Below are 12,333 nucleotides of genomic sequence, written 5' to 3'. Positions count from 1 at the left end.
AAGAAAGGGATATTATCAAAGTAATCCCATAGCAATCTAATTTTCGAGAAGAAAAAATACTAACCTGAGAATTTCTTATAATCCTCATTTTGTTTTATGGGATTAAAATAGCCAATAATACAGTTGGGGTTTACAATACACAACTGTATGTGATTCTGGGATAAAAACCCTGCACCAGGATAAACCTCATCGCCTTCAGGAAACATTCCTCTAACTGAATCGATAAAGTCAGGATGACATTGTATCTGGATCTTATTCTCGCCTTCGATATTGAGTAAATTGAGACGATTGGCGATAAGTTCGTTGTTGAACTGATGAATTCTTTGGATTACCTCACAATCTAATTCTCTGTTAAAACTAATACCGTTACGAAAACTTTTGTTCTTTGGCAAAGCTATCTGTAACTTATTGGCTTCTTGTTCTAATATTTCATAGCCAAGTTTGAGATATTCTATTTTGGCAGTATCTAGTAAATCTAGACAGTTACCCAATCGTATGAAAGCACCGATCACGGCTGGATTAGAAACTTTACTACTGTTTTTAGCACAATCGAATGCTCTTTCATAGCTGCCTTCCCAAAAGTAAATACCGTGTCCTAACCAATCGTATTTATTCTCGCTACTAGAAAGATGGGTATTTTGTTGTATGACCTTATCGGCAATAGTGCGATCGCAGCCATGAAATCCGACAACTATTTGAGGTGAGACGTACACGCTATGCAGATATATTTAGGTCGCGAATTTTACCTTGCTCGTTTAAAATGCCAGCCTGAGTCAAAGTACGAGTAATATATTCAATAGAGGTGTTGGTAATAACTTTATTTTTAGACTTAGTGGGTTCGCCGTTGAGTGCAGCAAGCCTTTGTTGTAATGCTTCTTTTAGTTCCAACACAATTTATACCGCGACATATCTCTTGTACATAATTATATCTCTCGTAGCACAAATTTGGATGGAATAAATTAGTAAATTGCTTTGAAAATCAATGTAGGAGAAACAAATAATAATTACCTGTAAACGAATTATCAAGAGAAGATGAATTTTGTCTTCGAGTGAGGAAGATGACTTTTCAGATAGAAATCTCAAGTCTAAAATTGAATCAATTGAAACTCTTATGATAAATACCGCTAGCTGCTATGAATAAAAAGCTGGCATATATTAAATCCGCACCCAGACTAAGTTACAGTCTGGGTGTTATGATTTTTGGCAAAAAGTTAATTGTACGAATGATGAATTGTACAATTATTGATTTGTATAAATCAAAGCTCAAACATTAATAGTTAACTAACGGCTAGTTTTTCAGGATTGGTATAATAATTTTTGACTTTGTGGGCAGCAGTATGAAACTCCGAATTTAAGTTAGACTATTACTAGCTATTCGCTATTCGCGAATATAGAATAAAGATAGCAGTGTGAATCTAATTTCAGAATGCTCAAACCCCAAGATATTTTAGTTTTACTCAAAGTTTGTAGTTGGGATAAACAGTGGACTTATAGCGAGTTAGCGAAAAGTTTGAAGATGAGTTCTTCAGAAGTTCATGCGGCTTTGAAACGATGTTCCACAAGCGGTCTATACAGCGATTCGCGAAGAAGAGTTTTAAAACCCGCTTTAGAAGAGTTTTTGATTCACGGTTTGAAATATGCCTTCCCCACTCAACCTGGTGCTTTAGTGCGGGGAATGCCTACGGCTCATTCAGCAGAACCTTTAAAGGATTTACTAACAATTAGCGATCGCGATGTTTATGTCTGGGCATTTGGTTCGGGTAAGGTGAAGGGTCAAGAGATTAAACCTTTATATCGTTCCGTACCAGAAGCGGTATTAGAAGATCCGCATTTATACGAAATGCTTTGTCTGGTCGATGGCTTAAGAGTGGGCAAAATCAGGGAAAGAGAATTGGCAGGCTCAGAACTGAAAAAGAGATTGTATGACTAATCGGCAAATTGAGAATTTGGAAAGAGTAGCGGCAATTTTAGCTAAGGTTCCCGAACGATTCGTTTTTACGGGAGGCGGAACGCTCGTTCTTTATGTTGATGAAATAATACGAAATGAGTTACGACCGACTAAAGATGTAGACTGCGTGGTGGAAATATTTTCTCGTTCTGAATACTATAGATTGGCGACGATGCTTAGAGAAGCGGGATTGTCTGAATGCAGACAACCGAAAGCTCCCATGTGTCGGTGGGAATATGAAGAACTATTAATCGATATTATGCCTTGTGGAGTCGAAGTTTTAGGATTTAGCAATCGTTGGTATGTGGAAGCTCTCCAGAATTCAAATATTTATGTTTTGCCAAGCGGTCGCAGGATTTATATCTTCTCTCCTTTATATTTATTGGCAAGCAAAATTGAGGCATTTTTAGGTCGAGGTGAAGGCTTTTATTTTTCTAAAGATATTGAGGATATCATTGTTTTGCTCGATGGCTGTGAAGTTTTAATCAGAGAAGTTGAGGAAGCAGAAGGAGAAATCAAAACATTTTTACAGCAATGGTTTAAAGAGAATCAGTCCAGTTTGGAAGATGCTGTCGCTAGTTTTTTACCCTCCTCTAGTGTCAGTCGCGAAGAAAGAACGGTCGAGATGATTAAAAAGTTGGCTATTTCCGAATGACTATTTGGATTTGCAGCCGATACCATCGCGATTTTCTTTGGCAGTGGTAAAGTTAATCGCAGCAACCGAGAGTCATATCTAAGATACGGTTGAGATATGAGATAGGGGTAGTCAGGGTTTGGATATAAGAATGAGTTGAAGGGGGGTGTTAGTGGGGCGGTCGCTGTGGCTCATAGCTTGGTTGCAGTTGAGAAAACGAGCATTAACCCAATCGAGCCAAGAGAAGAAGCGGCGATCGCTTGAGCTTGGCTTAAGTTGATAGTGATGAGCGAGAGTAACGAGTTTGCCCCCAGATTTAAGGAATTGATAGGCGTGTTGGGTGTGGTTGGCAACATCACTACGACTAAAAGGAGGATTGGCAATAATGCGATCGTAAACTGGTTGAGGAGTGCTGCTAAGAAAATCATCGCCGAGTAAGTTGTAGCCTTGCAACTTCAAAGCTTTCTGTAACAGGGGATGCACTTCAAAGCAATCGATTTGTTTAACTCCAGAATTACGAAGTATTTGGCAAAGGTCGCCAGCACCAGCAGAAGGTTCTAAAACGCGATGATGAGGCTGAATGTTAGCAAGTTCGAGCATCTTTTGAATTAGCTCATAAGGTGTAGGGTAAAAGTCCCAAATACCTTGTTCTAGTGCAAATTGTCTAATGTAGTTGATTTCTAAATTAGTAAGTGTCTGCTTGAGACTGGTAATAAGTTGGTCGAGTTCTTCGGCGGTAGAAGCAATATTAGGAGAAAAACTATCGAGTTGAGCGGCAAGGGAAGTAATCATGTCGAACTATTCTAGGGGTTGGCAGATTTGGAAAAAGTTTTTGATTACAGGACACCATTCTGGTGTATGAAGTATTTCACCGATTAAGCGATCGGCTTTGCCGCTGGCTTCGCCAATCGCTACGGTGTGGAGAAAGTGGAGATAGTTAAACTAAAGCTTGAATAAGCTCTGATTTACGGGCATTAGAGACAGATTTGCCAGTAAAGTTATGAACTCGATGATGAAGGTTGTTATTGCGGATGAAAGAACGAAGCTCACGAATAGTCATTAAATCCAATGAAGGTAATTCTGGTTCTACTAAAGGCTCGGTGGTAGGATTGAGTAGAGCTTTGGTTTGTTGGTAAAACTCATCGGATACGGTGGAATATTGTTCGAGACAATCGAGAAAAGATAAAGTAAGCTCGAAAACAAACAAGCCACCAAAAGTAAATGCAGAGACAATGATAAAGCCGTTGATAAAATAATCGAGAGCGGTAATACTAGCGGATAAAGACATGAGAGAAAACCTGAAAAGTGGTGGTGGTTAAATTTCGATGTGTCGAAGAATCAATATAGTTATTATATCTCATATCTTAAATATGGTCAAGATATGAATAATAAATAGATTAAGGTTGCGTTGCCTCGGAGTGCGGTGGTGTAAGTAACCAGTTAGCAGCCTTAATAGCTTGTTGAGCGGCGCGAAAGAAAGCTTGTTTATCCTGCTGTAAAACCTCAAGCCAATTGCTGATGTAGCTAGCGTGGTTTTCTAGTTGGCTTTCGATGTGTAGCTGCCCACAAACAAAAGATGCGCCAATTTCGGCAATCAACTCCTCGAAGGCATAAGAGCAGCTACCAAACTGTTTAGTCTTCTCCCGATTTAGGCGCGATCGATGTCCCGTCCAATGTATGAATTCGTGAAGGTAAGTAGCATAGTAGGCGATCGCTCCAGAAAAGTTTTGATAGTGAGGCATCCGAATTTTATCGAGCGAGGGAATGTAGCAAGCGCAATTGCCACCGAAGGAAACTTGAGCTTGTTGTGCCTCGATTAAAGCTTCTGCTGCTTTTAACCTCGGCTCGGTGTTAGTTCCCGTCACCTGTCGTTGTTTTAGATAGCTAGCAATCTTGTCGTCGGCGTTAGTATCGTCGAAGCAATCAACATTAAAGACATTGAACCATTTATTAAAGACATTGAACCATTTACCAGTGTTGTAAGCTCGTTGTTGCTTTTTGCCTGTCTGCTTATCTTCTTCCTCAATGACAACCGTACCGCCCCATCTGAGATAAGTTGCCTTGCTACCCTTTCTAATCTTCCAGCCTTTTTCTTGAGCCTGTTTAAAGCCAATAAAGAAAGGGTGTTCCCATTCGTTGAGAGTAGTATCAATGCAGCAAATTAGCGGATTGATGCCACGATAATCATTACCCGTGATTAAGTTACCGTAGGGAGTAGCCGACCAAGGCTTGACCCAAGGCTTTTTTCCTTGAGAAAGAAGGGTAATTAATTTCTGAGTAATGAGGTCGTATTTGTCCGTTTTTAAATAGTTTTGAGATGTCATGATAATTTCTGAAAGGTTTTGAGAAAATAAATAGATTAGTTAGAGAGACATCGATAGGAAAAGCGATCGCGAATGTGGGCATTAAAGAAAGTACCTTGAGATTCAGCCTCGCGGAATTCATCAAAGAAATCGGAGGAGATATTATCGTATTGATAGACAGCACCGCGATCGAAGCGAATTAAAAGTACTGAGTCAGAGCGATCGTAAAAGATAGCAGCGATCGCCGAAGAATCAACTTCAATCCAGTCAGGTTCATTAGGTTCGATGCCTTGCTCGGCAAGACGTTCGAGGACATGGGGATTGTTAGAAGAATTAGCTATAGTTTGCCAATCTTTTTTAGTTAGAGAAAGGGAATGCTCGATTTGCTTATCTTTGAGAAAGTTTAGTATGGTTTTAGAATTAGGTGAGTTACGAGCTAATTGTTGCCATTGCTGAAAAGTAAGAGAAAGAGTAATTTCGGTTTCTGCCAGAGAGGGATCGATCTCAAAGTCAGAGCAAGAATAGATGGGAGAATTGTTAAGAGTATAGCGATCGAGGGTTTTAAGCTGTTGCCAAATTTTGACGTAGACAGGAGCGACACTACAAACTGTATCTTCAGGGTGATGAGGGTGGCGATTGGCTTCGCCAGTGCGCGGAGCGCAATCGAGATAACGGCATTGAGAACAATCAGTAAGAGGCATAGTATAAAAGTCGGGATAGAGAATAAGCGGAGGCAAGTTTAAACTCGCCTTTGAGGTGTGTTAACGAGGAGGAAAAGGAACAGCCTCAGACATCACGCGACGATAGGCGGAATAAGGCATCTTAAAGCAGCTTTCGACTTGAGAGAGAGTTGATTTATCTAAGTGTGATGTAGGGGAGCTAATAAAGCTTTCTACGATAGATTCGAGATGACTTTTGATTAGGGAAGCGATCGCGTCTTCATCAGCAATGCCGTCGGGATAATCGCTTTCAAGCTCACAAATCAAGTTTTCTGTAGCTTGTTTAATGTCTTCTTCAGTAATTTCGAGGTGTAGGTGTAGAGTCATGATAAATAGAGATATAAGATGTATGAGTTGAGATACGATGAAATATGTAGAGAAGAAACATAACTAAGGGAGGCGATTGCTCTCTCTTAATAGCAATCGCCTGTTATGCCGTTACCAGCGTTGTTGAAAACCTGTGGTGTAGTAATCGTATTCTTCGTGGTTGCAGCCAAGATCCCGTAATTGTTGAGATTCGGTTAAGTAATCGAGTCCAAAAGCAGAAGGATCGGAATAACGTTGCATTTGGTGAATTTCGATTTCTGCTTCAAAACCACTGAGATGTAGGGGTTCATGAACTTCGCATAACTCGCAACGATAGAGAGTTTTGAGAGTCTTGAGGTAGCCTGATACCTCGTCTTGTTTACAACCGAGATAAACGACAAATTCTGAGTCAGTTTTATTAGTCTGGCAAATTACTAAACTAGAACAAAGTTCTTGAAGAGAAGTTGAATTTGTTTTTGATTGAGAATCGATTAACATAAGAAATACCTCTTGTTTTGGGAGGGGAAAGCCGAGAGAAAGATACTTTGGTCGGTGTTGTTTCCTTGGCTTTCTGTTGGTTTCAATATGTTTATCATATCTCATATTTAGGATATGGTCAAGATATAAGATACGAAATACGATAACAATATTTAATGAGTGTAATCGATGGAGAGCCGAAAACTAGAAAGCCAACAAAAGCTATAACCTTTACACAGTAAGAATTACAAAGCTCACAATCTAGATTGATAAAAAAATACCAGCAAAAAAAGCATAAACATAATTGATATAAGAAATTTAAATAAGCGTATCTAAAAGCGTATTTAAAATACGATAAATAAGCGTATATTCAAGATACAAGATACAGTAATCGCATCCATGCAAGAGCGATCCCCAAATTCGTAAAAGCTAAAACCCATACACAGTAGTAGTTATGGATGGTTGCAATAACAAGTACAGGGGATCGAGGAAGGCAAGATACGATACATAAGATATGATTATAGACCAAGATACGGTAAGCCAGCGATCGCCAGCACTAGGATTTTAATATGATAATTATCATATTAAAATCCTAGTGCTGGCGATCGCTGGCTTACCGTATCTTGGTCTATAATCATATCTTATGTATCGTATCTTGCCTTCCTCGATCCCCTGTACTTGTTATTGCAACCATCCATAACTACTACTGTGTATGGGTTTTAGCTTTTACGAATTTGGGGATCGCTCTTGCATGGATGCGATTACTGTATCTTGTATCTTGAATATACGCTTATTTATCGTATTTTAAATACGCTTTTAGATACGCTTATTTAAATTTCTTATATCAATTATGTTTATGCTTTTTTTGCTGGTATTTTTTTATCAATCTAGATTGTGAGCTTTGTAATTCTTACTGTGTAAAGGTTATAGCTTTTGTTGGCTTTCTAGTTTTCGGCTCTCCATCGATTACACTCATTAAATATTGTTATCGTATTTCGTATCTTATATCTTGACCATATCCTAAATATGAGATATGATAAACATATTGAAACCAACAGAAAGCCAAGGAAACAACACCGACCAAAGTATCTTTCTCTCGGCTTTCCCCTCCCAAAACAAGAGGTATTTCTTATGTTAATCGATTCTCAATCAAAAACAAATTCAACTTCTCTTCAAGAACTTTGTTCTAGTTTAGTAATTTGCCAGACTAATAAAACTGACTCAGAATTTGTCGTTTATCTCGGTTGTAAACAAGACGAGGTATCAGGCTACCTCAAGACTCTCAAAACTCTCTATCGTTGCGAGTTATGCGAAGTTCATGAACCCCTACATCTCAGTGGTTTTGAAGCAGAAATCGAAATTCACCAAATGCAACGTTATTCCGATCCTTCTGCTTTTGGACTCGATTACTTAACCGAATCTCAACAATTACGGGATCTTGGCTGCAACCACGAAGAATACGATTACTACACCACAGGTTTTCAACAACGCTGGTAACGGCATAACAGGCGATTGCTATTAAGAGAGAGCAATCGCCTCCCTTAGTTATGTTTCTTCTCTACATATTTCATCGTATCTCAACTCATACATCTTATATCTCTATTTATCATGACTCTACACCTACACCTCGAAATTACTGAAGAAGACATTAAACAAGCTACAGAAAACTTGATTTGTGAGCTTGAAAGCGATTATCCCGACGGCATTGCTGATGAAGACGCGATCGCTTCCCTAATCAAAAGTCATCTCGAATCTATCGTAGAAAGCTTTATTAGCTCCCCTACATCACACTTAGATAAATCAACTCTCTCTCAAGTCGAAAGCTGCTTTAAGATGCCTTATTCCGCCTATCGTCGCGTGATGTCTGAGGCTGTTCCTTTTCCTCCTCGTTAACACACCTCAAAGGCGAGTTTAAACTTGCCTCCGCTTATTCTCTATCCCGACTTTTATACTATGCCTCTTACTGATTGTTCTCAATGCCGTTATCTCGATTGCGCTCCGCGCACTGGCGAAGCCAATCGCCACCCTCATCACCCTGAAGATACAGTTTGTAGTGTCGCTCCTGTCTACGTCAAAATTTGGCAACAGCTTAAAACCCTCGATCGCTATACTCTTAACAATTCTCCCATCTATTCTTGCTCTGACTTTGAGATCGATCCCTCTCTGGCAGAAACCGAAATTACTCTTTCTCTTACTTTTCAGCAATGGCAACAATTAGCTCGTAACTCACCTAATTCTAAAACCATACTAAACTTTCTCAAAGATAAGCAAATCGAGCATTCCCTTTCTCTAACTAAAAAAGATTGGCAAACTATAGCTAATTCTTCTAACAATCCCCATGTCCTCGAACGTCTTGCCGAGCAAGGCATCGAACCTAATGAACCTGACTGGATTGAAGTTGATTCTTCGGCGATCGCTGCTATCTTTTACGATCGCTCTGACTCAGTACTTTTAATTCGCTTCGATCGCGGTGCTGTCTATCAATACGATAATATCTCCTCCGATTTCTTTGATGAATTCCGCGAGGCTGAATCTCAAGGTACTTTCTTTAATGCCCACATTCGCGATCGCTTTTCCTATCGATGTCTCTCTAACTAATCTATTTATTTTCTCAAAACCTTTCAGAAATTATCATGACATCTCAAAACTATTTAAAAACGGACAAATACGACCTCATTACTCAGAAATTAATTACCCTTCTTTCTCAAGGAAAAAAGCCTTGGGTCAAGCCTTGGTCGGCTACTCCCTACGGTAACTTAATCACGGGTAATGATTATCGTGGCATCAATCCGCTAATTTGCTGCATTGATACTACTCTCAACGAATGGGAACACCCTTTCTTTATTGGCTTTAAACAGGCTCAAGAAAAAGGCTGGAAGATTAGAAAGGGTAGCAAGGCAACTTATCTCAGATGGGGCGGTACGGTTGTCATTGAGGAAGAAGATAAGCAGACAGGCAAAAAGCAACAACGAGCTTACAACACTGGTAAATGGTTCAATGTCTTTAATAAATGGTTCAATGTCTTTAATGTTGATTGCTTCGACGATACTAACGCCGACGACAAGATTGCTAGCTATCTAAAACAACGACAGGTGACGGGAACTAACACCGAGCCGAGGTTAAAAGCAGCAGAAGCTTTAATCGAGGCACAACAAGCTCAAGTTTCCTTCGGTGGCAATTGCGCTTGCTACATTCCCTCGCTCGATAAAATTCGGATGCCTCACTATCAAAACTTTTCTGGAGCGATCGCCTACTATGCTACTTACCTTCACGAATTCATACATTGGACGGGACATCGATCGCGCCTAAATCGGGAGAAGACTAAACAGTTTGGTAGCTGCTCTTATGCCTTCGAGGAGTTGATTGCCGAAATTGGCGCATCTTTTGTTTGTGGGCAGCTACACATCGAAAGCCAACTAGAAAACCACGCTAGCTACATCAGCAATTGGCTTGAGGTTTTACAGCAGGATAAACAAGCTTTCTTTCGCGCCGCTCAACAAGCTATTAAGGCTGCTAACTGGTTACTTACACCACCGCACTCCGAGGCAACGCAACCTTAATCTATTTATTATTCATATCTTGACCATATTTAAGATATGAGATATAATAACTATATTGATTCTTCGACACATCGAAATTTAACCACCACCACTTTTCAGGTTTTCTCTCATGTCTTTATCCGCTAGTATTACCGCTCTCGATTATTTTATCAACGGCTTTATCATTGTCTCTGCATTTACTTTTGGTGGCTTGTTTGTTTTCGAGCTTACTTTATCTTTTCTCGATTGTCTCGAACAATATTCCACCGTATCCGATGAGTTTTACCAACAAACCAAAGCTCTACTCAATCCTACCACCGAGCCTTTAGTAGAACCAGAATTACCTTCATTGGATTTAATGACTATTCGTGAGCTTCGTTCTTTCATCCGCAATAACAACCTTCATCATCGAGTTCATAACTTTACTGGCAAATCTGTCTCTAATGCCCGTAAATCAGAGCTTATTCAAGCTTTAGTTTAACTATCTCCACTTTCTCCACACCGTAGCGATTGGCGAAGCCAGCGGCAAAGCCGATCGCTTAATCGGTGAAATACTTCATACACCAGAATGGTGTCCTGTAATCAAAAACTTTTTCCAAATCTGCCAACCCCTAGAATAGTTCGACATGATTACTTCCCTTGCCGCTCAACTCGATAGTTTTTCTCCTAATATTGCTTCTACCGCCGAAGAACTCGACCAACTTATTACCAGTCTCAAGCAGACACTTACTAATTTAGAAATCAACTACATTAGACAATTTGCACTAGAACAAGGTATTTGGGACTTTTACCCTACACCTTATGAGCTAATTCAAAAGATGCTCGAACTTGCTAACATTCAGCCTCATCATCGCGTTTTAGAACCTTCTGCTGGTGCTGGCGACCTTTGCCAAATACTTCGTAATTCTGGAGTTAAACAAATCGATTGCTTTGAAGTGCATCCCCTGTTACAGAAAGCTTTGAAGTTGCAAGGCTACAACTTACTCGGCGATGATTTTCTTAGCAGCACTCCTCAACCAGTTTACGATCGCATTATTGCCAATCCTCCTTTTAGTCGTAGTGATGTTGCCAACCACACCCAACACGCCTATCAATTCCTTAAATCTGGGGGCAAACTCGTTACTCTCGCTCATCACTATCAACTTAAGCCAAGCTCAAGCGATCGCCGCTTCTTCTCTTGGCTCGATTGGGTTAATGCTCGTTTTCTCAACTGCAACCAAGCTATGAGCCACAGCGACCGCCCCACTAACACCCCCCTCCAACTCATTCTTATCTCTAAACCCTGACTACCTCTATTTTATATCTCGACCATGTTTCGGTTGCTGCGATTAGCTCTACCACTGCCAGAGCCAATTGGCGATCGCTTTATATAAATGCCCTTTTTGTAATTTTGCCTTCATCTATTTTCATTAACTACCTAGAATATAAACATTCATAACTGTTTTACTCGACTATCCATTAATGAGCGAACCCATTAAAAGACGAAGACGAAGTGCCGCTACTTCAGATCCTTTTATTGAACTCCCAACCAAATCATCCTCACCATCCCCTAACATCGAACCAATTTCTGATGATGTTCCCTTAGAAAACTCAGAAACTATTGCTGAAGAACAACAACAATTAAGAGTTTCAACTTCAGCCGTAAATAAGCAACGCTACATAGACCGCATTCGTGCTGAAATAATAGAAGACAGTCATTACTCTGATTTGGCTGAACCTAACTATTGGGATGGGTCTCACAATCGAACTTCTTCCGATATCGAACCAGTATCAGAAGATTACTGGAATTTTCTCGGTAGTTATGAATAAACTTGTTTAGGCTTTGATTTACACAAATTATCAATTGTACAATTCAACATTTGTACAAATCATGTTTAGTCTCAAATCATAACACCCAGACTGAGTTACAGTCTGGTAGCCAATGAAGAGCCAAAAAAACTAGACTCCGCTTTTGGTAATTTAGGACAGCAGTTGCTCGACAGGGTGGAGTAGCTGAGTGGAGCGATGCTCAAAGTTTGGAAGTTTTATTACCCCCAAAAATTGCCAAGACCTTAAAGGTAGGGGAATTAGTCACTTTTACCACTAGTGCCGACACCAATAGTATGGGATTACAGGGGTCACGGGGGTTGACCTTGGTGATGCTTTATCCCGACATTCCGCAGGTAATTAGCTCAAAGGAATAATTAATCGAATTTACTTGATTTTAGCGTGCATATAGCGATTGGCTTCGCCAGTGCCAAGGGCAATCGCTAGCATAAATAAAACTCAGAAAGAAAAGCGATTGCCAAGGACTGTCCTAAATACTGGAACGTAATAATGATGATAGAGTTTAAAATGATGATAGAGTTTAAAACGAAACGCAGGTTCTCAGCAAACTTAAAGATTAAGGTTGTATAATTCTTAGTTG

General features: G+C 39.9%; 18 protein-coding genes. 10 read left to right on the top strand and 8 right to left on the bottom strand.

Translation table 11 applies throughout. The features are described from left to right. Positions 1-59: 59 nt before the first annotated feature. Positions 60-713 carry a hypothetical protein gene (locus tag KV40_RS30200; RefSeq protein ID WP_036489150.1) on the bottom strand — a complete coding sequence of 218 codons (654 nt, stop codon included), beginning with the start codon at positions 711-713 and terminating at the stop codon, positions 60-62. A gap of 1 nt (position 714) precedes the next feature. Then, positions 715-891 carry a hypothetical protein gene (locus tag KV40_RS35445; protein ID WP_156114258.1) on the bottom strand — a complete coding sequence of 59 codons (177 nt, stop codon included), beginning with the start codon at positions 889-891 and terminating at the stop codon, positions 715-717. Positions 892-1,426: 535 nt separating this feature from the next. Between KV40_RS35445 and KV40_RS30195 the strand changes: the two genes are divergently transcribed. Next, positions 1,427-1,930 (top strand): hypothetical protein, encoded by a 504-nt coding sequence (locus KV40_RS30195; protein WP_036489147.1) that lies wholly within the window; start codon positions 1,427-1,429, stop codon positions 1,928-1,930. Beyond that, positions 1,923-2,603, top strand: a complete 681-nt coding sequence (locus tag KV40_RS30190) for a nucleotidyl transferase AbiEii/AbiGii toxin family protein (RefSeq protein WP_036489145.1) — start codon at positions 1,923-1,925, stop codon at positions 2,601-2,603. Before KV40_RS30195 ends, KV40_RS30190 begins: the two co-directional genes overlap by 8 nt. A 111-nt stretch (positions 2,604-2,714) precedes the next feature. Here the strand turns inward: KV40_RS30190 and KV40_RS30185 are convergent, their stop codons facing one another. The 6 genes from KV40_RS30185 to KV40_RS30160 all read right to left on the bottom strand — a co-directional run bounded on the left by KV40_RS30185 (position 2,715) and on the right by KV40_RS30160 (position 6,408). Continuing rightward, a complete protein-coding gene (locus tag KV40_RS30185) occupies positions 2,715-3,374 on the bottom strand; it encodes a methyltransferase (protein ID WP_036489134.1) in 660 nt (219 codons plus the stop codon). A 145-nt stretch (positions 3,375-3,519) separates the two neighbouring features. Beyond that, complete coding sequence (locus KV40_RS30180) at positions 3,520-3,870, bottom strand: hypothetical protein (RefSeq protein WP_036489137.1); 351 nt, start codon at positions 3,868-3,870, stop codon at positions 3,520-3,522. A 109-nt stretch (positions 3,871-3,979) separates the two neighbouring features. Continuing rightward, positions 3,980-4,906, bottom strand: coding sequence for an ArdC family protein (locus KV40_RS30175; RefSeq protein ID WP_036489140.1), 927 nt, complete (start codon positions 4,904-4,906; stop codon positions 3,980-3,982). A 35-nt stretch (positions 4,907-4,941) separates the two neighbouring features. Further along, on the bottom strand, positions 4,942-5,622 hold the full coding sequence (locus KV40_RS34445) for a KTSC domain-containing protein (protein ID WP_172657367.1): 681 nt from the start codon (positions 5,620-5,622) through the stop codon (positions 4,942-4,944). Between the two features lie 24 nt (positions 5,623-5,646). Beyond that, positions 5,647-5,931, bottom strand: coding sequence for a hypothetical protein (locus KV40_RS30165; RefSeq protein WP_036489143.1), 285 nt, complete (start codon positions 5,929-5,931; stop codon positions 5,647-5,649). A gap of 111 nt (positions 5,932-6,042) precedes the next feature. Next, positions 6,043-6,408, bottom strand: a complete 366-nt coding sequence (locus KV40_RS30160) for a hypothetical protein (protein WP_052056110.1) — start codon at positions 6,406-6,408, stop codon at positions 6,043-6,045. A 1,110-nt stretch (positions 6,409-7,518) separates the two neighbouring features. On the opposite strand from KV40_RS30160, the gene KV40_RS30155 reads away from it, so the two are divergent. From KV40_RS30155 to KV40_RS35440, 8 genes are all read left to right on the top strand, one after another. After that, positions 7,519-7,884, top strand: a complete 366-nt coding sequence (locus tag KV40_RS30155) for a hypothetical protein (protein ID WP_052056110.1) — start codon at positions 7,519-7,521, stop codon at positions 7,882-7,884. Between the two features lie 111 nt (positions 7,885-7,995). Further along, positions 7,996-8,280 (top strand): hypothetical protein, encoded by a 285-nt coding sequence (locus KV40_RS30150; RefSeq protein ID WP_036489143.1) that lies wholly within the window; start codon positions 7,996-7,998, stop codon positions 8,278-8,280. Positions 8,281-8,304: 24 nt separating this feature from the next. Further along, complete coding sequence (locus KV40_RS34440) at positions 8,305-8,985, top strand: KTSC domain-containing protein (protein ID WP_172657367.1); 681 nt, start codon at positions 8,305-8,307, stop codon at positions 8,983-8,985. A 35-nt stretch (positions 8,986-9,020) separates the two neighbouring features. Then, positions 9,021-9,947, top strand: a complete 927-nt coding sequence (locus KV40_RS30140) for an ArdC family protein (RefSeq protein WP_036489140.1) — start codon at positions 9,021-9,023, stop codon at positions 9,945-9,947. A gap of 109 nt (positions 9,948-10,056) precedes the next feature. After that, positions 10,057-10,407, top strand: a complete 351-nt coding sequence (locus KV40_RS30135; RefSeq protein ID WP_036489137.1) for a hypothetical protein — start codon at positions 10,057-10,059, stop codon at positions 10,405-10,407. 145 nt (positions 10,408-10,552) lie between these two features. Next, entirely contained in the window at positions 10,553-11,212 is a 660-nt protein-coding gene (locus KV40_RS30130) for a methyltransferase (RefSeq protein WP_036489134.1), read from the top strand. Positions 11,213-11,387: 175 nt separating this feature from the next. Next, on the top strand, positions 11,388-11,735 hold the full coding sequence (locus KV40_RS30125) for a hypothetical protein (RefSeq protein ID WP_036489133.1): 348 nt from the start codon (positions 11,388-11,390) through the stop codon (positions 11,733-11,735). A 206-nt stretch (positions 11,736-11,941) separates the two neighbouring features. Next, on the top strand, positions 11,942-12,109 hold the full coding sequence (locus KV40_RS35440) for a hypothetical protein (RefSeq protein ID WP_156114257.1): 168 nt from the start codon (positions 11,942-11,944) through the stop codon (positions 12,107-12,109). Positions 12,110-12,333: the final 224 nt, after the last annotated feature.

This window comes from Myxosarcina sp. GI1 (genome assembly GCF_000756305.1).
GTDB lineage: Bacteria > Cyanobacteriota > Cyanobacteriia > Cyanobacteriales > Xenococcaceae > Myxosarcina.
The sequence above is the reverse complement of the archived record's forward strand: the minus strand, read 5'-3'. Positions and strand labels throughout refer to the sequence as shown.

Bases quoted from the DNA above. Each gene is read 5' to 3' on its own strand.
- KV40_RS30195 (WP_036489147.1), top strand. From the start codon at position 1,427: ATGCTCAAACCCCAAGATATTTTAGTTTTACTCAAAGTTTGTAGTTGG.
- KV40_RS30190 (WP_036489145.1), top strand. From the start codon at position 1,923: ATGACTAATCGGCAAATTGAGAATTTGGAAAGAGTAGCGGCAATTTTA.
- KV40_RS30185 (WP_036489134.1), bottom strand. From the start codon at position 3,374: ATGATTACTTCCCTTGCCGCTCAACTCGATAGTTTTTCTCCTAATATT.
- KV40_RS30180 (WP_036489137.1), bottom strand. From the start codon at position 3,870: ATGTCTTTATCCGCTAGTATTACCGCTCTCGATTATTTTATCAACGGC.
- KV40_RS30175 (WP_036489140.1), bottom strand. From the start codon at position 4,906: ATGACATCTCAAAACTATTTAAAAACGGACAAATACGACCTCATTACT.
- KV40_RS30165 (WP_036489143.1), bottom strand. From the start codon at position 5,931: ATGACTCTACACCTACACCTCGAAATTACTGAAGAAGACATTAAACAA.
- KV40_RS30160 (WP_052056110.1), bottom strand. From the start codon at position 6,408: ATGTTAATCGATTCTCAATCAAAAACAAATTCAACTTCTCTTCAAGAA.
- KV40_RS30155 (WP_052056110.1), top strand. From the start codon at position 7,519: ATGTTAATCGATTCTCAATCAAAAACAAATTCAACTTCTCTTCAAGAA.
- KV40_RS30150 (WP_036489143.1), top strand. From the start codon at position 7,996: ATGACTCTACACCTACACCTCGAAATTACTGAAGAAGACATTAAACAA.
- KV40_RS30140 (WP_036489140.1), top strand. From the start codon at position 9,021: ATGACATCTCAAAACTATTTAAAAACGGACAAATACGACCTCATTACT.
- KV40_RS30135 (WP_036489137.1), top strand. From the start codon at position 10,057: ATGTCTTTATCCGCTAGTATTACCGCTCTCGATTATTTTATCAACGGC.
- KV40_RS30130 (WP_036489134.1), top strand. From the start codon at position 10,553: ATGATTACTTCCCTTGCCGCTCAACTCGATAGTTTTTCTCCTAATATT.
- KV40_RS30125 (WP_036489133.1), top strand. From the start codon at position 11,388: ATGAGCGAACCCATTAAAAGACGAAGACGAAGTGCCGCTACTTCAGAT.